The sequence below is a fragment of the Microbacterium testaceum genome (assembly GCF_029761935.1).
Taxonomy (GTDB): domain Bacteria; phylum Actinomycetota; class Actinomycetes; order Actinomycetales; family Microbacteriaceae; genus Microbacterium; species Microbacterium testaceum_A.
The window spans coordinates 1,844,813-1,867,220 of record NZ_CP121699.1 but is presented as its reverse complement, the minus strand read 5'-3'; the positions used below and the strand labels follow the sequence as shown (position 1 = coordinate 1,867,220).

24 protein-coding genes are annotated in these 22,408 nt (G+C 71.2%); 18 read left to right on the top strand and 6 right to left on the bottom strand.

The annotated features are described in order from the left end of the window. Window positions 1-28: 28 nt before the first annotated feature. Window positions 29-1,525: a mannitol dehydrogenase family protein gene (locus QBE02_RS09045; protein WP_279365431.1), complete on the bottom strand. Its 1,497-nt coding sequence runs from the start codon at window positions 1,523-1,525 to the stop codon at window positions 29-31. 148 nt (window positions 1,526-1,673) lie between these two features. On the opposite strand from QBE02_RS09045, the gene QBE02_RS09040 reads away from it, so the two are divergent. Together QBE02_RS09040 and QBE02_RS09035 are read left to right on the top strand one after the other, a co-directional pair. After that, the gene (locus QBE02_RS09040) at window positions 1,674-2,642 is read left to right on the top strand and encodes a LacI family DNA-binding transcriptional regulator (RefSeq protein ID WP_279365429.1); all 969 of its coding nucleotides are present in this window, start codon (window positions 1,674-1,676) and stop codon (window positions 2,640-2,642) included. A 213-nt stretch (window positions 2,643-2,855) separates the two neighbouring features. Beyond that, window positions 2,856-3,191, top strand: a complete 336-nt coding sequence (locus QBE02_RS09035; RefSeq protein ID WP_268103063.1) for a potassium transporter Trk — start codon at window positions 2,856-2,858, stop codon at window positions 3,189-3,191. 15 nt (window positions 3,192-3,206) lie between these two features. On the opposite strand, the gene QBE02_RS09030 is transcribed toward QBE02_RS09035, so the two are convergent. Beyond that, entirely contained in the window at window positions 3,207-3,818 is a 612-nt protein-coding gene (locus QBE02_RS09030) for a zinc-binding alcohol dehydrogenase (protein WP_279365427.1), read from the bottom strand. Between the two features lie 92 nt (window positions 3,819-3,910). Here QBE02_RS09030 and purM point away from each other — a divergent pair, with 92 nt between their 5' ends. From purM to QBE02_RS09015, 3 genes are read left to right on the top strand one after another with little or no spacing between them, the layout of a single operon-like run. Next, window positions 3,911-5,053, top strand: a complete 1,143-nt coding sequence (gene purM / locus QBE02_RS09025) for a phosphoribosylformylglycinamidine cyclo-ligase (protein ID WP_279365426.1) — start codon at window positions 3,911-3,913, stop codon at window positions 5,051-5,053. Window positions 5,054-5,059: 6 nt separating this feature from the next. Then, window positions 5,060-6,535, top strand: coding sequence for an amidophosphoribosyltransferase (gene purF, locus QBE02_RS09020; protein WP_279365425.1), 1,476 nt, complete (start codon window positions 5,060-5,062; stop codon window positions 6,533-6,535). Next, complete coding sequence (locus QBE02_RS09015; RefSeq protein WP_279365424.1) at window positions 6,532-7,749, top strand: MFS transporter; 1,218 nt, start codon at window positions 6,532-6,534, stop codon at window positions 7,747-7,749. The genes purF and QBE02_RS09015 overlap by 4 nt, the downstream gene beginning before the upstream one ends. Window positions 7,750-7,883: 134 nt before the next feature. On the opposite strand, the gene QBE02_RS09010 is transcribed toward QBE02_RS09015, so the two are convergent. Beyond that, window positions 7,884-8,066 (bottom strand): DUF3073 domain-containing protein, encoded by a 183-nt coding sequence (locus QBE02_RS09010; RefSeq protein WP_056225789.1) that lies wholly within the window; start codon window positions 8,064-8,066, stop codon window positions 7,884-7,886. Window positions 8,067-8,228: 162 nt separating this feature from the next. Here QBE02_RS09010 and QBE02_RS09005 point away from each other — a divergent pair, with 162 nt between their 5' ends. Further along, the gene (locus tag QBE02_RS09005; RefSeq protein ID WP_074696069.1) at window positions 8,229-8,744 is read left to right on the top strand and encodes a universal stress protein; all 516 of its coding nucleotides are present in this window, start codon (window positions 8,229-8,231) and stop codon (window positions 8,742-8,744) included. Between the two features lie 4 nt (window positions 8,745-8,748). Here the strand turns inward: QBE02_RS09005 and QBE02_RS09000 are convergent, their stop codons facing one another. Beyond that, the gene (locus QBE02_RS09000) at window positions 8,749-9,354 is read right to left on the bottom strand and encodes a PadR family transcriptional regulator (protein ID WP_279365423.1); all 606 of its coding nucleotides are present in this window, start codon (window positions 9,352-9,354) and stop codon (window positions 8,749-8,751) included. Then, window positions 9,354-10,199 (bottom strand): DUF4097 family beta strand repeat-containing protein, encoded by an 846-nt coding sequence (locus tag QBE02_RS08995; protein WP_279365422.1) that lies wholly within the window; start codon window positions 10,197-10,199, stop codon window positions 9,354-9,356. Before QBE02_RS08995 ends, QBE02_RS09000 begins: the two co-directional genes overlap by 1 nt. A gap of 164 nt (window positions 10,200-10,363) precedes the next feature. Between QBE02_RS08995 and QBE02_RS08990 the strand changes: the two genes are divergently transcribed. The 4 genes from QBE02_RS08990 to QBE02_RS08975 all read left to right on the top strand — a co-directional run bounded on the left by QBE02_RS08990 (window position 10,364) and on the right by QBE02_RS08975 (window position 13,494). Continuing rightward, complete coding sequence (locus QBE02_RS08990) at window positions 10,364-10,633, top strand: DUF7218 family protein (protein ID WP_279365421.1); 270 nt, start codon at window positions 10,364-10,366, stop codon at window positions 10,631-10,633. Window positions 10,634-10,637: 4 nt separating this feature from the next. Continuing rightward, window positions 10,638-11,603 carry a DNA topoisomerase IB gene (locus tag QBE02_RS08985; RefSeq protein WP_056225803.1) on the top strand — a complete coding sequence of 322 codons (966 nt, stop codon included), beginning with the start codon at window positions 10,638-10,640 and terminating at the stop codon, window positions 11,601-11,603. Window positions 11,604-11,661: 58 nt separating this feature from the next. After that, a complete protein-coding gene (locus QBE02_RS08980; protein ID WP_279365420.1) occupies window positions 11,662-12,732 on the top strand; it encodes a LacI family DNA-binding transcriptional regulator in 1,071 nt (356 codons plus the stop codon). A gap of 105 nt (window positions 12,733-12,837) precedes the next feature. Then, on the top strand, window positions 12,838-13,494 hold the full coding sequence (locus tag QBE02_RS08975) for a heme utilization protein (RefSeq protein WP_279365419.1): 657 nt from the start codon (window positions 12,838-12,840) through the stop codon (window positions 13,492-13,494). Between the two features lie 49 nt (window positions 13,495-13,543). Here QBE02_RS08975 and QBE02_RS08970 read toward each other — a convergent pair whose 3' ends face one another. Beyond that, the gene (locus tag QBE02_RS08970) at window positions 13,544-14,374 is read right to left on the bottom strand and encodes an inositol monophosphatase family protein (protein WP_279365418.1); all 831 of its coding nucleotides are present in this window, start codon (window positions 14,372-14,374) and stop codon (window positions 13,544-13,546) included. A gap of 159 nt (window positions 14,375-14,533) precedes the next feature. Here QBE02_RS08970 and QBE02_RS08965 point away from each other — a divergent pair, with 159 nt between their 5' ends. From QBE02_RS08965 to QBE02_RS08930, 8 genes are all read left to right on the top strand, one after another. Next, entirely contained in the window at window positions 14,534-15,478 is a 945-nt protein-coding gene (locus QBE02_RS08965) for a carbohydrate ABC transporter permease (protein WP_279365417.1), read from the top strand. After that, the gene (locus QBE02_RS08960) at window positions 15,478-16,314 is read left to right on the top strand and encodes a carbohydrate ABC transporter permease (RefSeq protein ID WP_279365416.1); all 837 of its coding nucleotides are present in this window, start codon (window positions 15,478-15,480) and stop codon (window positions 16,312-16,314) included. Before QBE02_RS08965 ends, QBE02_RS08960 begins: the two co-directional genes overlap by 1 nt. A gap of 26 nt (window positions 16,315-16,340) precedes the next feature. Continuing rightward, window positions 16,341-17,687, top strand: coding sequence for an ABC transporter substrate-binding protein (locus QBE02_RS08955; protein ID WP_279365415.1), 1,347 nt, complete (start codon window positions 16,341-16,343; stop codon window positions 17,685-17,687). An 86-nt stretch (window positions 17,688-17,773) separates the two neighbouring features. Continuing rightward, complete coding sequence (locus tag QBE02_RS08950) at window positions 17,774-18,829, top strand: hypothetical protein (protein ID WP_279365414.1); 1,056 nt, start codon at window positions 17,774-17,776, stop codon at window positions 18,827-18,829. A gap of 47 nt (window positions 18,830-18,876) precedes the next feature. Continuing rightward, on the top strand, window positions 18,877-19,242 hold the full coding sequence (locus QBE02_RS08945; RefSeq protein ID WP_074696312.1) for a fluoride efflux transporter FluC: 366 nt from the start codon (window positions 18,877-18,879) through the stop codon (window positions 19,240-19,242). A 90-nt stretch (window positions 19,243-19,332) separates the two neighbouring features. Then, the gene (locus QBE02_RS08940; protein ID WP_279365413.1) at window positions 19,333-20,262 is read left to right on the top strand and encodes a carbohydrate kinase family protein; all 930 of its coding nucleotides are present in this window, start codon (window positions 19,333-19,335) and stop codon (window positions 20,260-20,262) included. Window positions 20,263-20,285: 23 nt separating this feature from the next. Then, on the top strand, window positions 20,286-20,906 hold the full coding sequence (locus QBE02_RS08935) for a class II aldolase/adducin family protein (RefSeq protein WP_279365412.1): 621 nt from the start codon (window positions 20,286-20,288) through the stop codon (window positions 20,904-20,906). Window position 20,907: 1 nt separating this feature from the next. Continuing rightward, a complete protein-coding gene (locus tag QBE02_RS08930; RefSeq protein WP_279365411.1) occupies window positions 20,908-22,374 on the top strand; it encodes an aldehyde dehydrogenase family protein in 1,467 nt (488 codons plus the stop codon). Window positions 22,375-22,408: the final 34 nt, after the last annotated feature.

Below are 22,408 nucleotides of genomic sequence, written 5' to 3'. Positions count from 1 at the left end.
CTGTGCGCCCGGGCGGGCGCGGGTGGGTTCAGGGGGCGGTGGGGGAGAGGGTGCCGGATGCCGAGAGACTCTCGGCGATCGCGCTGTCGACGCCCCGCTCGACGATCGTGTCGAGCAGGTCGCCGACGCGGTCGACGAAGGCGGTGCGGTGCGCGAGGTCTTCGCCGAACAGCTGGAGTTCGACGATGGCGCGGGCGGCGAGGTCGCGCCCGCCGCGGGTCGCAGCGGCGGCGAGGCGCTCGCGAGCCGGGTCGGTCATCGCCGCGGCGTGGGGGCCGGGGTCGAAGCCCGTGGGCGGAGCGATGCAGGCGAGGTACGCGGCCACCGTGAGGGCGATCAGGTGCGGGAACTCTCCCCGCTCGAACGCCTGGGCGACCGGGCCGGGGATGCGCTGACCGAGCTTGACCGACCCGTCGGAGCCGACCTGGCTCGTACGGTGTCCGAGCGCGCTGTTGCCCCAGCGGGCGAACAGGTCGCGCTCGTACGCGGCGATGTCGACCCCGCGCGGGGCGGTGACCGAGGGCTCGTACTCGCTGCGCAGGATCGCGGTGGCGGCGGCTTCGACGTCGGTCAGGCCGATGGCATCCGGGATCGTGGGTACCCCGCGCAGAGCGCCGAGGTAGGCGATCAGCGAGTGCGTGCCGTTGAGCAGGCGCACCTTGAGCAGTTCGTACGCGCCCACCTCGTCGGTGAACACCGCGCCGCCGGCCTCCCACGCGGGGCGACCACCCGCGAAGCGGTCCTCGATCGCCCACATCGTGAAGGGCTCGGCGGGCACGGGCACGTCGTCGCGGACGCCGAGGAGAGCGGCGACGCGCTCCGTGAGCTCGGGGGTGGTCGACGGCACGATGCGGTCGACCATGCTCGAGGGGAAGGTCACCGCGCGGTCGAGGTACGCCAGGGCATCGGCCGATTCGGCATCCGGGAGCTCCTGCAGGAACGCGCGCACCAGCTTCTCGGTGTGCGAGCCGTTCGACAGCAGGTTGTCGCAGCTGAGGATCGCGATCGGTTCACCGCCCGCCGCGGCCCGGCGCTGCAGGCCGCGGGCGAGCTGGCCGATGGTCGAGCGGGGGGCGCCGCCGCGCAGGTCGGCGGCGACGATCGGGTCGGCGACGTCGAGGCGCTGGGTGGCGTTGGAGTAGCTGTAGCCGTTCTCGGTCACCGTGAGCGTCGCGATGCGGATGCGCGGATCGGCGAGGTCGGCGACCACGCGGGCCGGGTCGTCGGCGGCGACGTACGAGTCGGTGTGGACCCCCGGGATGTCGAGGGTCGTGCCCGCGGGTGAGACCGTCGCGACGGAGTACAGGTGGTCCTGCGCGTGCAGGGCGCCGACGACTCGGCGCGAGCGCGAGGCGACGCCGACGATGCCCCAGTCGCCGCCCTCGGCGCGCAGAGCGGCGGCGGTGTAGACGGCCTGGTGGGCGCGGTGGAAGCTGCCGAGTCCGAGGTGCAGGATGCCGGCGCCCGAGGGGGCGGCGGGGACGGCCGCGGGGAGAGTGGCGCCACGGCTCAGGATCGCGCTCATGCGTGGGCTCCCGTCGCAGCGGCGGGGCTCGACCGGGGGAGATCGTCGATGATCGGCATGAAAGCAGTGTGCAGTGTTTGTACAAACTTGTCAACAGTTTTCAGGTCGGCATGCACGATGATGGAACGACGGCAGAGAGACGGTGGTGATGGCGGCGAACCTGACCGAGGTGGCACGGCACGCGGGGGTGTCGATCGCCACGGCGTCCCGCGCCTTCGGCGAGCCCGACCGGCTCGCCCCCGCGACCCTCGAACGCGTGCGCCGCGCTGCGGCCGAACTCGGCTACGCCACGCCGCAGGCCGCCGTCGGCACGCGCACGATCGCGGTGGTCGTCCCGGATGCCGCGAACCCCGTCTATGCGACCCTGCTCAAGGCGATCCAGGGGCAGGCGTGGCACGGCCGCCATCGCATCGTGCTGTTCGACGCCGACGAAGACCTGCGCCGCGAGCGCGAGGCGATCGAACTCGGATGCCGAACCGACGGGGTGCTGCTGTGCTCGCCGCGCCTCCCCGAACGGGAGGTGCTCGATCTCGTCGGCGAGACGCCGCACGTCATCGTGAACCGCGTCATCGACGGCGCCGTGTGCGTGGTGATGGACGCCGAGCGCGGACCGACCCAGGCGGTCGAGCACCTCTCGGCCCTGGGTCACGACCACATCGCGTACGCGTCCGGACCGCACGGCTCGTGGGCCGACGAACAGCGCGCCGACGCCGTGGCGCGCGCATGTGAGAGCTTCGGCATCCGGCTCACCCGCCTGAGCAACCACGCGGCGTCCATTCAGGGCGGGCGAGCGGGAGCCGCCGCGGCCGTCGCCAGCGGCGCCACCGCGGTCATCGCCTACAACGACCTCGTCGCTCTCGGGCTCGAGGCCGGCATGGCCGAGCTCGGGCGCGTGTGTCCCGACGACGTCAGCCTCGTGGGCATCGACGACATCGAGCTCGCCGGAGCGGTGACGCCGAGCCTCACGACCGTGCGGATGCCGATCGCCCGCTCGGGGGCGCTCGCCGTCGATCTGCTGCTGCAGGCGATGGGCGGCTCCCCCTCGCCGCACGAGACGGTCCTGCCCTCCCAGCTCATCGTGCGCAGCTCGACGGCGCCGCCGCGCGCCCCGCGGTGACGCACCCCGCCCCGCACCGCACGCGATAAACGCCTGCGGCGCCGACAAACGCCCGCGGAGGGCGTTTCCCGGTGCAGTGAGCGTTTATCGCCATCAGGGCCCCGGCTCGCGTCCCGGCCCCGTCCCGCCCCCGCCCCGCACGCCCGCCGCCCCGCCCTCTCGACGCCGAGACAGAGCGACCCCGAAACGGTGCGGCGGTGGGACAATAGGCGTATGGCCGAGCAGCCCGCCCCCGAACGACCGTCCGCCGCGCGCGATGAGCGTCAGACGCTGACGGTCCGTCGCGCCCCGAAGTACGGCGTGTTCCTGGCGGCCGGCGCGTTCCTCGGCATCCTCGTCGCTCTCCTGCTCACCGTCTTCATCGACGGTTCCGACATCAGCCCGTACACGCAGGTCGTCTACTCGCAGATGCAGGTCTTCGGCTTCACCGCCCTGATCTTCGTCGTGCTGGGCGTCGCGGTGGGCGCGATCGTCGCCCTGATCTTCGAGCGCACCGTCGGCGGCCGGACCCGCCAGGTCACCGTCGAGCACGAGCAGCACGGCATCTGACCGGCACAGCGCCCCTCACGCCAGTTCGGCGATGATCGGGTGGATCGCGGTGTCGAAGGCGGCCACGTCGCCGCGCAGACCGTCGGTCACCGCCACCGTCAGAGAACCGATCCACCACACGCCCCGCTGGGCCAGCGGGAGCACCTGCACGTTCAGCTCGAACGAGTGCGCGCGCCGCCCCACGGCCCGCTCGTGCGCGGCGATCGCGCTCGCGTAGGCGCGGTACGAGACCCCGGGTCGGGCGGCGGCCTCGCGGGCGTAGCGGTCGTGAGCGAGCCGGGCGAAGTCCACCGCGTCGTCGGCGTGCGCCCCGATGGCCGCACGCAGGGTCTCGGATCCTTCGACCGGCAGGGTGACGAGCGTGTCGAAACCGTCGATCAACTCGAGGGGAACGGGCGAGGGGTGCGCCTGCGGCTCCACCGTCATCGCCCAGTACTCGCGCCACTCGCGTTCGAGCTGGGCGTGCCGGGCATCCGTCCGCTCGTCCACCCACGGGGGCGGCACGCGACGCAGGGCGGGGAGCTCGTCGGGAGACCGGATGCCGAGGACCTGGCGCAGATAGAGCGCCACGAGAACCGTTTGCGCCGCGTCTTCGCGGATCACCCACTCCGGCTGACCGCCCGTCATGGCGTCATTGTAGGGACGGGGAGAGGCCTCGGGGTGGGCCTTGCGTCGCGGGCGCGGTGCCCGCGCGTGTTCGCCCCGGGTAGTCTGTTGCGGTGGCCTCCGCTCCCCACGAAAACCCGTACTCCGCCGCAGGCGTCGATACCGCCGCCGGAGATCTCGCCGTCGAACTGATGAAGTCGGCCGTGCGTCGCACGCACGGGCCCGAGGTGCTCGGCGGGGTCGGCGGTTTCGCCGGTCTCTTCGACGCCTCCGCGCTCCGCGACTACGCGCGCCCCCTGCTCGCGACCAGCACCGACGGCGTCGGCACGAAGGTCGCGATCGCGCAGGCGATCGACAAGCACGACACGATCGGCGAAGACCTCGTCGGCATGGTCGTCGACGACATCGTCGTGGTCGGTGCGCGTCCGCTGTTCATGACCGACTACATCGCGTGCGGCAAGGTCGTGCCCCAGCGCATCGCCGACATCGTCGCGGGCATCGCGCGCGGCTGCGCGATGACCGGCACGGCGCTGGTCGGCGGCGAGACCGCCGAACACCCCGGCCTGCTGGGCATCGACGACTACGACGTCGCGGGAGCGGCGACCGGCGTGGTCGAGGCCGATCGTATCCTCGGCGCCGATCGCGTGCGCAGCGGCGACGTCGTACTGGCGCTGGCCTCGAGTGGCCTGCACTCCAACGGCTACTCGCTCGTGCGCCACATCATCACCGGCGCCGGCATCGCCTACGGCTCCGCCTCGGCCGAGCTCGGCGGCACGTGGGGCGAGGCGCTGCTCGAGCCCACGCGCCTGTACACCTCGCCGCTGCTGCGCCTGTTCGACGACGGGGCCGTGGGAACCGGCATCCACTCGCTCAGCCACGTCACGGGCGGCGGCATCGCGGCGAACCTCGCGCGCGTCCTGCCCCAGAACACGTGGGTCGACGTGGACCGCTCGACCTGGAGCCCGTCTCCGGTGTTCCGCGTGCTCGCCGACATGGGCGGTCTCGAGCTCACGGCGACCGAGGGCACCTGGAACCTCGGCATCGGCTTCCTCGCGGTCGTCGCCCCCGAGGTCGCCGACGCTGCGATCGCGGCGTTGCAGGCCGAGGGCATCGCCACGTGGCAGGTCGGCGTCGTGCGCGACGGAGCCCGCCCCGAAGGCGAGTACGAACAGGGCGCCAAGGGCGTCGACGGCGGCGCCGTGCGCCTGGTCGGAACCTACGCGGATGCCGGCACGCCGGCGAACGGAGCGAGCTAACTCCTCATGTGCGGCATCGTCGGCATGGCCGGGCAGGGCCCGGTCAACCAGGAGATCTACGACGCGCTCCTCCTCCTCCAGCACCGAGGCCAGGACTCGACGGGCATGGCCACGGCCGAGTCCAGCGGCGTCTTCCACATCCACAAGGCCCGCGGCCAGGTGCGCGAGGCCTTCCGCACGCGCGACATGCGCGCCCTGCTCGGCGACATCGGCCTCGGTCACGTGCGCTACGCCACCAAGGGCACCGCGTCGAACGAAGAAGAGGCCCAGCCCTTCTACGTCAACGCGCCTTACGGCATCGTGCTCGTGCACAACGGCAACCTCACGAACACGCGAGAGCTGACCACCGAGCTCTTCCACAAGGACCGTCGGCACCTGAACACCAGCAGCGACACCGAACTGCTCGTGAACATCCTCGGCTCCGAGCTGCAGTCCGAGATCACCGGTCCCGACCTCGACCCCGCCCAGGTGTTCCGCGCGGTCGCCCGCGTGCACGAGCGCGTCGAGGGCTCGTACGCCTCGATCGCCCTCATCGCCGGCTACGGTCTGCTCGCGTTCCGCGACCCCTTCGGCATCCGTCCCCTCATCCTCGGCAAGCGGCCCGCAGCTCACGTGCCGGGCGGCGAGCCGCGCGACGAGTACATCGTGGCGTCCGAGTCGCTGGTGCTCGAGAACGCCGGCTTCGAGGTCGTGCGCGACGTGCTCCCCGGCGAAGCGGTGTTCATCAGCCTCGACGGGACGCTGCACTCCCAGCAGTGCGCCGAGAACCCGACGCTCGCGCCGTGCTCGTTCGAGTACGTCTACCTCGCGCGCCCCGACTCGGTCATGAACGGCGTCTCGGTGTACGAGACGCGCCTGCGCATGGGCGAGCGCCTGGCCGACACGGTGGCGAAATACACCCCCGCGGGGACGATCGACGTGGTCATGCCGATCCCCGACTCCGCTCGTCCGGCCGCGATGCAGGTGGCCCGCAAGCTCGGCATCGAGTACCGCGAGGGCTTCTACAAGAACCGCTACGTCGGCCGCACCTTCATCATGCCGGGGCAGGCGGTGCGCAAGAAGAGCGTGCGCCAGAAGCTCAACGCCATGTCGACCGAGTTCCAGGGCAAGAACGTCCTGCTCGTCGACGACTCGATCGTCCGCGGCACGACGAGCCGCGAGATCATCCAGATGGCACGGGATGCCGGGGCCAAGAGCGTGACGTTCGCTTCGGCGGCCCCGCCGGTGCGCTACCCCCACGTGTACGGCATCAACATGCCCTCGCGCCACGAGCTCGTCGCCCACGGCCGCACGATCCCCGAGATCGCCGAAGAGCTCGGCTGCGACTACCTCGTGTACCAAGAGGTCGACGATCTCAAGGCGGCGATCATGGAGGGGACCGACCTGGTCGATCTCGACATGAGCTGCTTCGACGGCCGCTACGTCACGGGAACCGTGTCGGAGGAGTATCTCGCCTGGGTCGAGGGCAGCCAGGAGTCTTGACCCGCCGCAGCGCGGGAACCATCGCCCTCGCCGCCGCGGCGATCGTGCTGCTGGCGTTGACCCTGCGCATCGCGGTGGCCTCGCTGTCGCCACTCCTGACGCGCATCGGCGAGGAGTTCCCGCTCCCGGCGGTGGTGGTGGGCCTGATCGGCATGGCTCCTCCGGTGGCGTTCGCGCTCGCCGGAACGGTGACGCCGGCCATCGAGCGGCGTTGGGGTCTCGAGCGCTCGGTGCTGATCGCCGCGATCACGGCCGCGGTCATGCTGGGGCTTCGTGCGGCGTCGGTGGACGCGTGGGCGCTCCTCGGGGCGACGGCCGGGGTGTTCGCGGCGGTGGGCGTCGCGAACGTGCTCATCCCGACCGTGGTGAAGAAGTACTTCCCCGAGCGCATCGGTCTCATGACGACCGTCTACAGCACCGCGATGGCGGTGGCGACGTTCACGCCCCCGCTCGTCGCCGTGCCCCTCGCCGATGCCGTGGGATGGCGCGGCTCGTTCGTGACGTGGGCCGTCGTCGCACTGGCCGCGGTCGCCCCCTGGGTTGCTCTGAACCTGCGCGCGCGGGCGTCGCGACGCGACGCGCTCGACGAGCCGCGCACGGCCGTGCTGTCGCGGCTCGTGCGTGTGCCGCAGACGTGGGCCCTCGTGATCACGTTCGGCGTGAACTCCTCGGTCGCCTACGGGATGTTCGCGTGGATGCCGCCCCTGCTCATCGACGTCGCCGGAGTGGATGCCGCGGAGGCGGGCGGACTGCTCGCGCTCTTCTCCTTCATGGGCCTACCGGTGTCGCTCCTCGTACCCCTGCTGGTGGCGCGGCTCGGCCGCACCACCCCGTTCTACGTGGTGGCGGTGGGGTGCGGGGTGACGGGGGTGCTGGGGCTGATCGTGGCTCCGGCGACCGCGACCGTGCTGTGGGTCGTGCTCATCGGCATCCCGCCCCTGATGTTCCCCCTCGCACTGGTGCTGTTCGGGCTGCGCACGCGCTCGCACGAGACGACGGTCGCCCTGAGCGGGTTCGTGCAGAGCGTGGGGTACGCCTTCGCCGCCCTGATGCCGCTGGCCATCGGGCTCACGCACGAGGTGACCGGGGGCTGGATCGCGGGTCTCTCTCTTCTCGGCGTCGCTCTGCTGCTCGTCGTTCCCGCCGCGATCGTCATGGTGCGCCGCGAGAGCGTCGAAGAGGCGTGGGAACGTCGCACGGGCCTCACCTGGTGACGACGCGACGCGAACGCGAGCGAAGGGCGGCGACGGAAACGTCGCCGCCCTTCGGCGTTCTGGCTTCTGCGGGTACGACGATCAGACGACCGCGGCACCGAGGTACGAGCGGTACGAGAACGAGCGGGAAGGCGTCAGGCCTTCTCGTTGTCGTATTCGTCGCTGTACTGGTCGGCCCACTTGTCGACGTACGCGTCTTCACCCGGAGCGGGTGCACCCAGTTCGCGCTCGAGAGCCGAGTAGTTCACCGAATAGGTGTCGTACTTCAGCTCACGGGCGATCTTGGTGTTCTTCGCCTTCTGACGGCCACGCCCCATGCGAGACCCCCTCACGATCGACGTCGAGGGCCGACTGTAGGCCCTGCGTATTGCGGTTCCGGACCGAGCCGGTAAGAGTAACAGCCAGGATATCACGGCGCATTCCGGCCGAGCCGTCGAGGGGCGGCGACCGGGCCGCGGCCGTCGTCGAGAGGAGACTCCATGACCGATCAGCCCCGCGCGAGCGTCGGTGCCGGAAAGGTGATCGCCGCGGTCGTACCCGGGCAGTCGAGCCGGATCGTGCGCGAGGCGGCCCACTACGCGGCCCTCTCGCACGCCGAGTTGATCGTCGCCCACGTCGACACCACGCGATTCGTGGCCTTCGAAGACCCCGACGGATACGTGCACTCCTCCACGGTGGACGTGGCCGGGGCGGCGGCGAAGGCCGCCCTCGACGAGGTGCGCCGCGCGACGGCCGAAGCTCTCGGCGAGAGCACCGTCACCTGGAGCGTGCGCCAGATCATCGGAGACCCCGCCCTGGCACTGATCCAACTCGCCGACGAGATCGACGCGTCGCTCATCGTGGTCGGTACGCGCAAACGCGGCCTCGGCGAATCGCTGCGCGAGTTCCTCACGGGTTCCGTGGCGGCACGGCTGAGCCATCGGCAACGCCGACCGGTCCTCATCGTCCCGCAGGGAGAACCGGTCGGCGCCGAGGATGATCTGCCGTGGGAGTGACGTCCTAGCCGCGCATCGCCCGCGTGACGGCCTCGGACGCCTGGCGCAGTGCTGCCTCGATGTCGTCGACTCCGGATGCCGCGAGCTCTCCGCCGCGCGCCACGTGCGCCCGCAGTTCGGAGCGCACCCGCCCGCGGAACTCGTTGATGGCGGCATCGGCCCGGGATAGCTGTTCCCGGCTGCGGGATCGCGGGTCATGGGCGGGGGCCGGTTGCGCCTGCTCGCGCTCCTCGCGCGAGGCGGCGGCCAGATCGGCGCGGAGGCTGCGCATCGCGTCCCGGACGCTGCCCCGCACCTCGTCCGCGATGAGACGCACGCTGTCGGCGAGGCCGGCCTGGATCCCCTCGAGGTCGCCCGTGCGCGCGGCGACCTCGGCGCGACCGGCATCCGTGATCTCGTAGACGGTCTTGCGGCCGTCGACGGTCTTGGTGACCAGGCCCTCCTCTTCGAGCTTCGAGAGTCGGGGGTAGATCGTGCCGGCGGAGGGCGAGTAGGTGCCGCCCGTGCGCTCGGAGAGGGCCTGCATGAGGTCGTAGCCGTGGCGCGGGGCCTCGTCGAGCAGGCTCAGGATGTACAGGCGCAGATCGCCGTGCGAGAAGACGGGGCTCATCACCACTCCTCCTCTCCGGCGAGTTCCTCGGGACGCAGGCCCGAGATGCCACGGCGCAGCACCGTGATCTCGCCCGAGACGGTGTTGGCGCGCACGTCGACGAACTGGCCCGCGAGCGCGCCGGTCGACCCGGTGAAGTTGGTCGGGCCCTTGCCGGAGCGCACCTGGCCGTCGATCTGCACGCGGCCGCTGACCGACCGCGACACGTAGTTGGCGGGCAGCGAGCGGTCGAGGCGGATGGTGGCGGTGCCGCTGACCGAGTTGAGCGAGACGGACTGCGTCGGTCCCGTCGAGTCGACGAGCATGGCGCCCGAGACGGTGTCGATCGAGGCCTTCGTGATGCGGCCGGTCGCGGCGACGTCGCCCGAGACGCTGTTGGCGCTCAGGGCGCCATCGAGCTCGCGCACCTGCACGTCGCCCGAGACGGCGTTGAGATCCACGTCCCCCGTGAGGCCGTCGACGATGATGTCGCCCGAGACGGTGTTCAAGCGCACATCGGTGTGAAGCCCCGAGACGAGCGCGCTGGCGCTGACCACGCCGAGGGTGAGGGCGACGGTGCGCGGCACCGCGACGCTGACCTCGGCCTTCGGGCCACCCGCGCCGAAGTTGCGGAACACCTCGAGGAAGTTGTCCCACCGCAGCTGGGGGTGGTTGATCTCGAGGCGGCCGTCGACCATCTCGATGCGCAGGTCCTTCACGGTGACGCCGTGCACCTCGATGCGGGCGTCGGGTTCGTTGTGGGCGATCACGTCGACCTGGCCGCCGACGAGTCCGATCTTCAGCTCGCGCAGGGCGTCGACGTCGATGACGCGGGTCTCGCCGGGGTGGACGATCCATTTCTCCATGGCTGTTTCTCCTCACTCGCGATATATCGCGTTGTTCAAGTATCGCGATATATCGCGAGTTGGTCAACCCCGGTTCGACGAGACGGTGCGAACCGGTTGTCAAGCCAAGTGCGGCGGGAGTCGCTCCCCCCTAGCGTCGGGATTCCCGACGGAAGGAGACGGCCATGCCGCAAGGGCGAGGATCGAACAGCCTGAAGGACCCCGACCTGTACGAGGAGCTGCGGAAGCAGGGCGACTCGAAAGAGAAGGCCGCGCGCATCTCCAACGCCGCAGCCGCTCGAGGCCGCGAGGCGGTCGGCGAGAAGGGCGGGCACGCCGAGAACTACGAGGACCGCACGGTCGCCGAGCTGAAGAAGCGCGCGAAGGAGCTCGGGCTGACCGGGTACTCGGGCAAGAAGAAGGCGGAGCTCATCGACATGCTCCGCACGCACTGACGCGATGGCCCGTCTCGTCCGGGTCCGCCCCTACGAAGACCCCGGGTACCGCCGGGTACGCTCCGGCTCGGGTTTCCGATTCGTCGATCACACCGGGGCCTCCGTGCCCGAACGCGAGGCCGAACGCGCGCGCGGGCTGGTCATCCCTCCCGCCTGGCGCGAGGTGTGGATCGCCCGCGAGCCCAACGCGCACATCCAGGCCGTCGGCACCGACGAGGCCGGGCGGCGGCAGTACACGTACCACGCGGATTGGTCGAAGCGTCAGGACAAGGGCAAGTTCGCCCGTGCCCTGCAGCTCGCCGAGACCCTGCCCCGAGCGCGCGCCCGCGTCACGCAGTCGCTTCGCCGCGCCGAGGTCGACCGCGAGCGGGTGCTGGCGGTGTCGTTCCGCTTCCTCGACCTGGTCGCCCCGCGCGTGGGCAATGCCCGATACTTCGTCACGAACGGGAGCAGGGGGCTCACGACTCTGCAGAGACGCGATGCCACGGTCGACGGCGACCTGATCCGTCTGTCGTTCCCCGCCAAGAGCGGCAAGCGCGCCGAGCTCTCGCTGCGCGATGCGGAGCTGGCATCCATCGTCGAAGAGCTCGCCCTTGGACGCTCGCGGGCGGCGCTGTTGAGCTACAAACGCGGGCGACGACGCGTTCCCCTGACCCCGGGCGACGTGAACGCGTACGTCCGCTCCCTGACGGGCGGCCCGTTCAGCGCCAAGGACTTCCGCACCCTGCGCGGCACGATCCTCGCGGCGGAGTCGCTCGCGAACGCGGGCACGACGGGCGGGAAGAACGAGCGCAAGAAGGCCGAGGTCGCCGCGGTGCGCGCCACAGCCGAAGCGCTCGGCAACACGCCGGCCGTGGCGAAGGCGAGCTACATCGACCCGCGCGTGTTCTCGCTGTACCGCAAGGGCCGCACGATGGAGCTGGGCGGCTCGAAGGACGCCGCGATCAGGCGGCTGATCCTGGGCGAGTGACTCCGGCTCGCGGCATCCCGGCGGGTCGATCCGGCTGGTCGCCCGATAGCGTGAAGGCGTGCGAGACGAGACCCCCGACGACGGTCGCCGCTCGGCCCGTCGCGCCACACCCCGCTCGACCGGGGCCGCCCCCACCATCCATGACGTGGCCGCGGCCGCGGGGGTGTCGAAGTCGGTGGTCTCGCGGGCGCTCTCGGGGGCGTCCGGGGTCGCCGCGCACACCATCGATCGCGTTCGGCAGGCGGCGGCCGAGCTCGGGTACGTCGCCAACGCGCACGCGCGGGGGATGTCGGCCCACCGCAGTCACACGCTCGGCGTCTTCGTCCGCGACGCGTCGACCCCGTTCTACGGTCATCTGCTGACCGCGTTCCAGGAGCAGGCGGCGGCTCGCGGGTACCGGGTCGTCACCGCGACCGGGGCCGGATCCTTTTCGGTCGACGACGAGCGCCGCGCTCTGGAGACCCTCGTGGCGCTGCGGGTGGAGGGGCTGATCGTCTGCAGTGGCGCCCTCCCCGTCGAGGACATCACGCCCTTCGCGCGGCGCATTCCCGCCGTCGTCGCGGGGCGCCCGGAAGAGGACCCGACGATCAGCAGCGTGTACTGCGACGAGGTGGGGGGTGGTCGTGCCCTCGCCGACCACGTGGCCGACCTCGGGCATCGCCGGGTCGCGGTGATGACGTTCACCCCGGTCTTCTCGATCACTCAGTCGAGGCGCACGCACGCGATGGCGGAGCGCCTGCGCGAGCGGGGTATCGACGTCGTGACCTTCAGCGGCGACGATGCCGGGCCGGGCTTCGACGGCGCCGACGCGATCGTCGCGGCGGTGCTCGCGGCCGGCGGGGTGACCGCCTTCATGGCGCCGAGCGACGCCTGGGCGGTGGCGGCCCTCGAGGCGCTGCGCGTGCGCGGGGTCGCCGTTCCCTCCGAGATGTCGGTGACGGGTTACGACGGCGTCACGCCGTTCATGACGTCGCTGCTGGGCCTGACGTCGTGGCGTCAGCCGCTGTGGACGATCGGCCGGTTGTCGGTCGACGCGGTCGTCGATCAGATCGATGGACTCGCCACCATGGTGACGCACCACGCGATCGACGGCGAACTGGTCCCCGGGCGCACGGCCGTCGCCCGCTGACGTCGTCACCGTCCGTTCACCCACCGGATGCCGCGGCGTCGATCGCGTCGCACCCGTTCCGCGCACAATAGGGAACGTTCCCTATCGGCACCACGGAGAGACCGCATGAACGACCACATCGCCCACAAGCTGCCCCGAGACGACAGCGATCCCTTCCGCTACGGCATCTACCTGCGCCCCGACGCGCAGACCTGCCGCGCGGTGACCGCGGTGACCGACCAGCTGCGCGCGCAGTACGGCTTGCTCTCCGCGGGCGCGTTCCCGCCGCACGCCACCCTCGTGGGCAGCCAGCCGTTCGGGTTCTCGGAGCCCGCGGTCGTCGGCGCGCTGACCGACCTGCTCGATGGCCGCGCGGCCTTTCCCGTGCACAATGCCGGCGTCCGGGCGCAGGGTCGGGGCTACGTCTACGACGTGAGCGAGAACCCCGACGGCTCGGTCAACGACGACCTGGTGGGCCTGGCCCGTGACATCGAGGCGACGGTCGCCCCGTTCCGCTCCCCGATGAACAATCCCCTGCCCAACGACTTCGTCCCCGAGCTCTACCGCGGGCACCTCTCGCTCGCCTCGCACGACCTGTACGTGCGTCCCGATCTCTACGAGGAGGTGGGGGAGTTCATCCGAGAGCTCGCCGTCCCCGTGCCCGGCGGCTTCTCGGGACGCACGGTGGTGATGTACCGCACCTCGAGCCCCGACTGGTCGGGACGCTGGTGGCAGACGATGACGTGGGAGCACGTGCGCACCTGGGCTCTCGCCGGCGCGTAGCCCGATCCGAAGAGTCCGGATGCCGCACGGTCGCGGCATCCGGACTCTCTCACTGCCCGGCCGGCATCCACTGCCCGGAGAGGGCCCGCAGGTGCCGGATGAGCACTCCGTGCTCTCCGCCCGCTCCCTCGGCGACGTAGTCGAGGCTCTCGTGGGCGCGGGCGACCTCGACGCCGGAGCGGAATCCCGTGTACGTGCCGCCGGCCCGCTGGAGGATGTGGGCTCCGGCGGCCACGTCCCAGGGGTGGGTGTCGAAGCCCATCGTGGCATCCGCCCATCCGGCTGCGACATGAGCGAGGTTCAGGGCTCCGCTGCCCGTGCTGTGGTGGTGCTGGTACGTGCGCGTGATCTCGGCGAGCAGGTCGAAGGCGCCCTCGCCGAGCAGGTCGACGTCGTGTTGCCCGGGGAAGCTCGTGAGCAGGGTCGAGAGCTCGGCGGGGCCGGACGTCGATCGAATCGGTGCTCCGTTCAGGCGGGCGAGCTCGGCGCCCGCCGAGAACATGTTGTCGGCGACGGGGTCGAACACGACGCCCGCGACGACTTCTCCGTCGAGCTCGGCGGCGATCGAGATGCACCAGTAGGCGAGACCGCGTGCGAAGTTGGCGGTGCCGTCGATCGGGTCGATGATCCAGCGCAGGGGGGCCTCGCCCGAGCTGCCGGTCTCTTCGCCCAGGATGACCGAGCCGGGTGCGCCCTTCTGGAGGATCCCGGCGATGGTGGCCTCGGCTGCTCGGTCGTGGATCGTCACGACGTCGTGCACGTCGCGCTTGAACGACACGCTCATGTCGGAGCGGAAAGCGGCGAGCAGGGCCGGCGCGGCGGTTCGCGCGGCCGTCTCGGCCAGGGAGCGAAGGTCGTCGGGGGAGGGGTGCGTGGTCATGGTTCTCCTCGGGGTCAGGGGGATTGATTCAGGTGCTCGTGAACGCCGCGTGAACGCTCGGCGACCGCTCGCCGGTCGCCTTGACCCCGTCTCTCGTGGTGTCGCAGAGTGAGTCCGTCATCAGAAAAGGGAACGTTCCCTATGACGGAAAGGTAGCCGATGTCGCTCTCGACACTCGACCGCCGGCCGACGCTCGCCGACCGCCGTCGGCCGGCCTCGACCCTGGCCTGGCGGCGCGCCGACCGACGCGTGGGCGCCACCCTGATGGTCCCCGCGCTCGCGGTCTTCGCCGTCTTCGTCTTCTACCCCCTCGGCAAGGTCGTCTGGCTCAGCACGCAGGGGACCGACATCTTCGGCCAGGCCGCCGGGTTCGTGGGAACGAAGAACTTCGCGACGATCTTCACCGACCCGCAGTTCGCCGACACGCTGTGGCGCACGGCCGTCTTCTGCGTCGCGGTCGTCGTCGGTCGGATCGTCGTCGGGCTGCTCATCGTCATCCCGCTGACCGCGAAGCTCCGCGGCATCCGCATCTTCCGTGCCCTGCTGACCTCACCCCTCGTGGCCTCGGTCTCGGTGGCCTCGGTCGCGTTCGCCGCGATGCTCGCTCCGGCCGGCGGACTGGTGAACTCCGTCATCGCGCGCTTCGGGGGGATTCCCGTGCCGTGGTTGACCAGCACCCAGTGGGCCATGCCGAGCGTGATCGCCGTCACGGTGTGGGGCTCGCTCGGCTTCACGGTGCTGCTGCTGCTCGGGGCGTTCGGCGCCATCGATCCCGACGTGATCGAGGCGGCGCACCTCGACGGGGCGGGGCCGTTGCGCACGCTGTGGTCGATCTCGCTGCCGTTGATCACGCCGACCCTGTTCTTCATCGTGGTAACCGGTGCCGTCGAGGCGCTCACGACGTTCGGGCAGATCCAGATCCTCACCGGCGGAGGCCCGGCGAACTCGACGACGACGCTGGTCTACACGATCTATCAAGCGGCGTTCGGGGCGGGGAGCGCCAACTTCGGCATCGCCGCGGCGGTGGGAGTCGTGCTGTTCCTGCTCGTGCTCGGCCTCTCGCTCGTGCAGTTCGGCGTGCTCGAGAAGCGGGTGAATTACTGATGGCGCGGTCCCTGTCCGCCCGGGCTCGCGTGCGAAGCGCCCTGCTCTACCTCTGGCTCGTCATCGCGGTGATCGTCGTGTGCTTCCCGCTCTATTACATCTTCGAGGGCGCGCTCACGCCGACCGCCTGGCTCGACGAGGGTCTCGAAGGTCTCCTGCCCATCCACCTGACGCTCGACAACGTGATCCGCGCCACTCAGGTCATCCCGCTCGGCCACCAGTTCCTCAACAGCGTCGTGGTGACGCTGGTGCAGACCTTCTTCCAGGTCGCCATCGGCGTCGCCACCGCCTACGCTCTCGTCTTCTGCGGGCTGCGGGGCACGCGTGCCCTCTTCCTGCTGATCCTGTCGAGCATGATGGTGCCGGGCGAGACGATCCTCATCGCCAACTATCTGACGATCTCGTCGTGGCGACTGATCGACACCCTGCCGGCGGTGTTCCTGCCGTTCCTGGCCTCGGCGCTGAGCATCTTCCTGTTCCGGCAGGCGTTCCTCAGCTTCCCGGGAGAGCTGCGCGACGCCGCCCTCCTGGACGGTGCCGGGCATGTCCGCTTCATCCGGTCGATGCTGCTGCCGATCGTGCAGCCGACCCTCATCTCGGTGACCCTCGTGAGCGCGACCGCCGCGTGGAACGGGTTCTTCTGGCCGCTGCTCGTGACCAACTCGCCCGAGAACCGCACGGTGCAGGTCGGCATCGCCCAGCTGTCCAGCGCCGAGGCCGCCGACGTCGGCGTCATCCTCGCCGGTGCGGCCATGGTCACCCTCCCCGTTCTTGTCCTGGTGCTGCTCGCGCAGCGCTTCCTCGCCGGTGGGATCACCGCCGGCGCCCTCAAATAAGACCCGACAGAAAGAAACCCGAGCCCATGTCTCTGCGCCCCCGCACCACGATCGCGGCGACCGCCGCGGGAGCCGCCCTCCTCCTCGCCCTCGCCGGGTGCACGGCATCCGGATCCTCTCCCGGAGCCGACTCCGGCCCCGTGACCCTGCAGTTCTGGCACGAGATGAGCGGACCGGCGGCGACCGAGCTCGACGCCCTCGTGTCGCAGTTCAACAGCGAACATGACGGCGAGATCACCGTCGAGTCCTCGTTCCAGGGGTCGTACGCTGACGCCCAGACGAAATACACCGCCGCCGTGCAGTCGGGCACGACGCCCGACCTGCTGATGATGAACGACATCTCGACGGGCTTCATGGTCGACTCGAAGAAGACCGTCCCCCTCTCGACCTTCACCGCGAGCGACACCTCGTTCTCGCTCGACAGCTTCCCCCCGGCGGTCAGTGCCTACTACGGCGATGGCGCGGGCGGGCTCGCCGCCATGCCGTTCGCCGTGTCGCAGCCGGTCATGTACCTCGACCGCGACCTCGTGACGCGCTCGGGGCTGGATCCCGACTCCCCGCCGCGCACGCTCGCCGAGGTGGCCTCGTGGGCCGAGAAGATCCACGCGGCGACCGGCGCCTCGGGCCTGACGATGAACATGTCGGACTCGTGGATGATCGAGCAGATGTCGGCCGCGGGCGGGGTGGACTTCTGCACCCCCGACAACGGTCGCGGCTCCGACCGCGTCACCGGACTGCAGCTCACCTCGCCGACGCAGGTGGGCTTCATGGAGCGACTGCAGAAGCTGTTCCAGGACGGCTCGATGCTCAACCCCGGCACCGACAACAGCGCGATGGTCTCGGCCTTCGCGAGCGGCAAGGTGGGCATCATGCTCACCTCCACCGGCGCCTACACGACGGCCGATCCGAAGAAGGCCGCGTCGACGGTCGCTGCCTTCCCCTCCACCGCCGAGTCCGACGACGCGGGCGTGGTCATCGGCGGCAACGCGCTCTGGATCTCGGGTGACGGGCACTCCGACGCGCAGCAGCGCGCGGCCTACGCCTTCGTGAGCTTCCTGCACTCGGCCGAGGTGCAGGCGGCGTGGGCGAATGCCACCGGGTACCTCGCGTCGAACACGGAGGCGGCCTCCACCGCGACCGGCGCGGCCTCGCTCGCCGATCCGAACGTCAAGGCCATGGCCGACCAGCTCGCGAACACTCCGGCGTCGAACGCCGCGGCGGGCTGCCGCACGGGCGCTTTCCCCTCGCTGCGATCGACCGTCATCGGGGCGTTCACCCAGGTCGCCGAGGGTGCCGACGTGACCTCGACCATGTCGGATGCCGAGACGAAGGCCGCGTCGCAGATCGCCGCCTACAACACGGCGGCGGGCTGAGCCGGGAGCTCTCCGCCCGCGCTCCCGGTCTGTCAAGGCGGCCGGGAGCGCGGGCGATCGCGACGACGGACTGAGAGGATCGACGCGTGACGGACGACCTCTCGCCCTCGGACGCGTCCCGCGGATCCCTCCGGAAGACCGGCGTCGGTGACCCTGGCGAATCCCCCACGCGTCTGTACGGGCTTCTCTCGCCCGAAGCTCGCGCGCTGTACGAGCTGGTCCCCGGCGCGCAGGAGCTGTTCCGCCCGACGGTCGCATCGCGGGGGGCACTCCGGCGGGGGTTCCGGCAGGACGACGCCTTCCGCAACCTGCTCCGCGCGGCGATGGATGAATCCGCTCGTCCACGCGGATGGCGCCGCGACGAGTGGTCCGACGAAGAGGTCGCCCGAGCGGCCGCGGACCCGCAGCTGCTCGAGACCGCCCGGACGATGTCGAAGAGCGCGGCTCCGAACGGCTGGAAAGCGACGTGGAAGAGACGTCGGCAGCGCGAGACGGCGATCCTGGCGGTCTTCACGTACTCGCTGTTGTCCATCCCGACGGCCTTCGTGCTGAACATGGCGTGGCTCGCGGTCGTGGGAGCCGTGGGCGTGCTCGCCGCGGTGGGGTACCTGATCTTCCGTCGGCGCATCGAGAACCGGCCGGCGCTCGCGCCCCACCCCCTTCCCGCCGAGAGCGATCCCCCCGCGGACGACGGCGCCCCTCGGCCTCTCTTCGTCGTCGAACGCGCCCCCTCGCAGCATCTGATCGCGCGCGGCACCGGTCTGGTCTTCCTGGCGGGCGCCATCGTCCTCGCGATCGGAGAGGTCATCGAGGGCGGCCCGCTCGCCGCCGTCGGGGTCACCGTGTGGCTGAGCACCCTCGGCGTTCTCGGTGCGGTCATCTTCGTGTGGGCTCTTTCGGTCGGGCGCGCGCGCATCGTCGGCTTCGACGATCACCTGGTCGTCCGCCCGGGGCTCCGTCGGTCGCGGGTGGTCGCGGCATCCGAGATCGTGTCGCTCTCGTGGCTGTCGGGCGGACGGCTCCGGGGCGCGGACGCGCGGGGCCGCACGCTGTTCACGGTGATGAGCGTCTACGACGACTTCCCCGATCTCGTCGCCTGGCTCGAGGCGAGGGTCCCGCAGGGGTGGGTCGACCGCGCGTGACCTCGCCGAGTCGGCGGGGGCCGCGGGCGTAAGGTGGCGCGGTGAGCATGTGGCGGGATGTGGGCCTCGTCGCCGTCGGCGGCGCGATCGGTACGGCCGTACGCGCCGGTCTCACCCTGGCGCTCGGCGAAGACCTGGGCCCGGCCCTCGTGCCGCTGATCAACGTCGTCGGGGCGTTCGCGATCGGCATCCTGTACGGCTGGAGAGCACGGATGCCGGAATCCTCGCGTGCGCAGCGCGTGCAGCTGTTCATCGGGACCGGCATCCTGGGCGGGTTCACCACCTACAGCTCGCTCGCCGTCGAGTCGGCCGACCTCGGCCTGCTCTGGTGGGGGGTGGCGACGGTCGTCGTCGGGACGGCGGCGGCCTGGGGCGGCGTACTCCTCGGCCGTGGTGGGCGGGCTTCGCGCTGACGCTTGTCGAACCCGGCGAGAAAGTGGTACAAATGTGCCACTTACCGTCGTGGGTTCGCCGCGCCGGTCACCCGACCCGGAGGTTCGACGATGAACGCCGCCCCCTCGATCGTCACGCTCGGAGCCCACGTGCTCGACACGATCGTCCAGCCCGTCGATGAGATCCCCGAGGGGCAGGGCTCGCTCCTCGTCGACGAGATCGTGATGTCCGCAGCGGGACCCGCCGGCGGCACCGCGCTCGTGCTCAACAAGCTCGGCGCGCGCGTGGTCACGAGCGGGGCCGTGGGCGACGACGTCGCCGGACGCGTGCTGGTCGGCCTGCTCGGCGACGCCGGCATCGACGTGTCGAACCTGCGCACCGACGAACTGCCGACCTCGGCATCCGTCCTCCCCATCCGCTCCGACGGGTCGCGACCGGCGCTCCACGTGGTCGGGGCCAACGCGCTCGCCGCCGACGTCGTGCCCTGGGACGCGCTCGCCGCCGCCGACCACGTCCACGTCGGAGCGCCCGAGCTGCTCGGTCCCGAGAACGTCATCGAGATCCTGGAGTACGCCCGTCGGCACGGAGCGACGACGTCGCTCGACTTCCTCATCGGCGGCGACCCCGCGTTCTACGCGCTCATCGAGCCCCTGCTCGCGCACACCGACTACGTGCTCCCCAACGCCGAGCAGGCCATCGGCTGGACCGGCGCCGACGACCTGCCCGCCGCCGCCCGCGCCCTGCACGCGGCGGGAGCAGCGGTCGTCGCGTGCACCAACGGCGGCGACGACATCGTGGTGGTCGACGGCGGCGACCTCGAGTTCGTCCCCATCGTGCCCGCGGAACCGGTCGACACCAGCGGCGGCGGAGACGCCTTCTCGGCCGGCTTCGTCTTCGCCAAACTCCGCGGGTGGTCCTCGCGCGACGCCGCGCGCTTCGGATCGGCCACCGCCGCACAGGTCGTCGCCGGCGTGGGTACCGATCACGGCGCGTACGACGCGGCATCCATCGATGCTCTGCTCTCGGCGGGAGTGCTGTGATCGCGAGCGGTGTGCGAGAAGCCGTGGCGGACGCCTGCCGTTCTCTCGCCGCGCAGGGCCTGGTCAAGGGGACAGCGGGCAACGTCAGCGTGCGCGTGGACGGGGGCATCGCGATCACGGCGACCGGAGTGGTCTTCGCCGAGGCGGTCGCCGACGACGTCGTGATCGTCGACGGCGAGAAGAGAGTCGTCGAGGGGGCGCTCGCCCCGAGCTCCGAGCTCGACCTGCACCGCGCGGCCTACGCCGACGAGGCCGTCGGGGCCGTCGTGCACACGCACGCCCCCGCGGCGATCGCCCTCTCACTCGTCTCGGACCGACTGCCCTGCGTGCACTACCAACAGCTCGCCCTCGGGGGCGAGATCGAGGTGGTGCCCTTCTCGGTCTTCGGCTCGGCCGAGCTCGCCGCGGCCACGGGCGACGCCCTCGCCGCAGCCAATGCCGCGATTCTCGCCCACCACGGCGCCGTCACCACGGGCCGAGACCTCGCCGACGCGGTGACGAACACCGCCCTGCTCGAGTGGGCGTGCGACATCTACCTGCGCGCGCGAGCGGTGGCGGTGCCCGCCGAACTCAGCCCCGAGCAGCAGGCCGCGGTGCTCACCGCCGCGGTCTCGACCGGGTACGGACAGAAGCACGGAGCGTGACATGGATGCCGTGACCACCGACACCTTCGACTCGCTGAGCCCTCTCGATGGGCGGGTCGTCGACACCTTCCCGGTGCGGGGCCCCGCCGAGGTGGTGTCGGCGGTGGACCGCGCGCGGCGCGCGGCGCGCGAGTGGCGGTCCCTCGGTTTCGAGGGGCGGCGGCGCGCGCTGCAGGCCTGGCGGCGCGACATCGTGGCGCACCTCGACGACCTCATCGCCGTGGTGCGCGCCGAGACCGGCAAGCCCCGTGGCGACGCCCGGCTCGAGATCATGCTCGCCCTCGACCATCTGGCCTGGGCGGCGACCCACGCGCGCCCGGTCCTGCGTCGGCGTCGCGTGGGCGCGGGGGTACTGATGCTCAACCAGTCGGCGAGCGTCGGCTACACCCCGTACGGCGTGGTCGGGGTCATCGGCCCGTGGAACTACCCGGTCTTCACGCCCATGGGCTCGATCGCGTACGCGCTCGCCGCGGGCAACGCCGTGGTGTTCAAGCCCAGCGAGTACACCCCCGGCGTGGGCGTGTGGCTGCAGCGCTCCTTCGTGCGCGCGGGCGGGTCGGCCGATGTCTTCGCCGTGGTGACCGGTCTCGGGCCCACCGGCGCCGCCCTCTGTCGCGCGGGTGTCGACAAGGTGGCCTTCACCGGATCGACCGCGACGGGCAAGGCCGTCATGGCCGCGTGCGCCGAGAGCCTCACCCCGGTCGTGATCGAGGCGGGCGGCAAAGACGCCCTCCTCGTCGACGAGGACGCCGATCTCGCGGCCGCGGCCGAGGCGGCCGTCTGGGGCGCGTACTCGAACGCGGGTCAGACCTGCATCGGCATCGAGCGCGTCTACGCGCACGCGAAGATCTACGACCGCTTCGTCGAGGCCGTCGCCGAGCGCACGCGCGAGCTCCGCGCCGGCGCCGACGACGCCGCGACGCTCGGTCCGCTCACCATGCCGCGCCAGGCCGACGTGGTCCGGGCGCACGTCGCCGACGCGCTCGCGCGGGGCGCGAGGGCGCGCGTCGGATCGGCCCCGGCGCCCGGGGTCACCCTGCAACCCGTCCTCCTCACCGACGTCGACGAGAAGGCGGACGCCGTGCGCGAAGAGACCTTCGGCCCGACCCTGGTCGTCAACCGCGTGGCATCCATGGACGAGGCCGTCGAGAAGGCCAACGCCGTGCGGTACGGACTGTCGGGCTCGGTGTTCTCTCGGAGGCGGGGGAGCGAGCTCGCCCTGCGCCTGCGCGGAGGCATGATCGCGATCAACTCGGTCATCTCGTTCGCCGCGGTCCCCGCCCTCCCCTTCGGCGGGGTGGGCGATTCCGGATTCGGGCGCATCCACGGGGCGGACGGTCTGCGTGAGTTCGCGTACCCGAAGGCGCTGACCCGTCAGCGCTTCCCGCTGCTGACGTTGACCACGATGCGGCGCACCGCGAAGGTCGACCGTCTCGTCGAGCGCATCATCCGGCTGCTCTACGGCTGAGCCGGAACGGCGCGGATGCCGCGGGCTCCCGGCA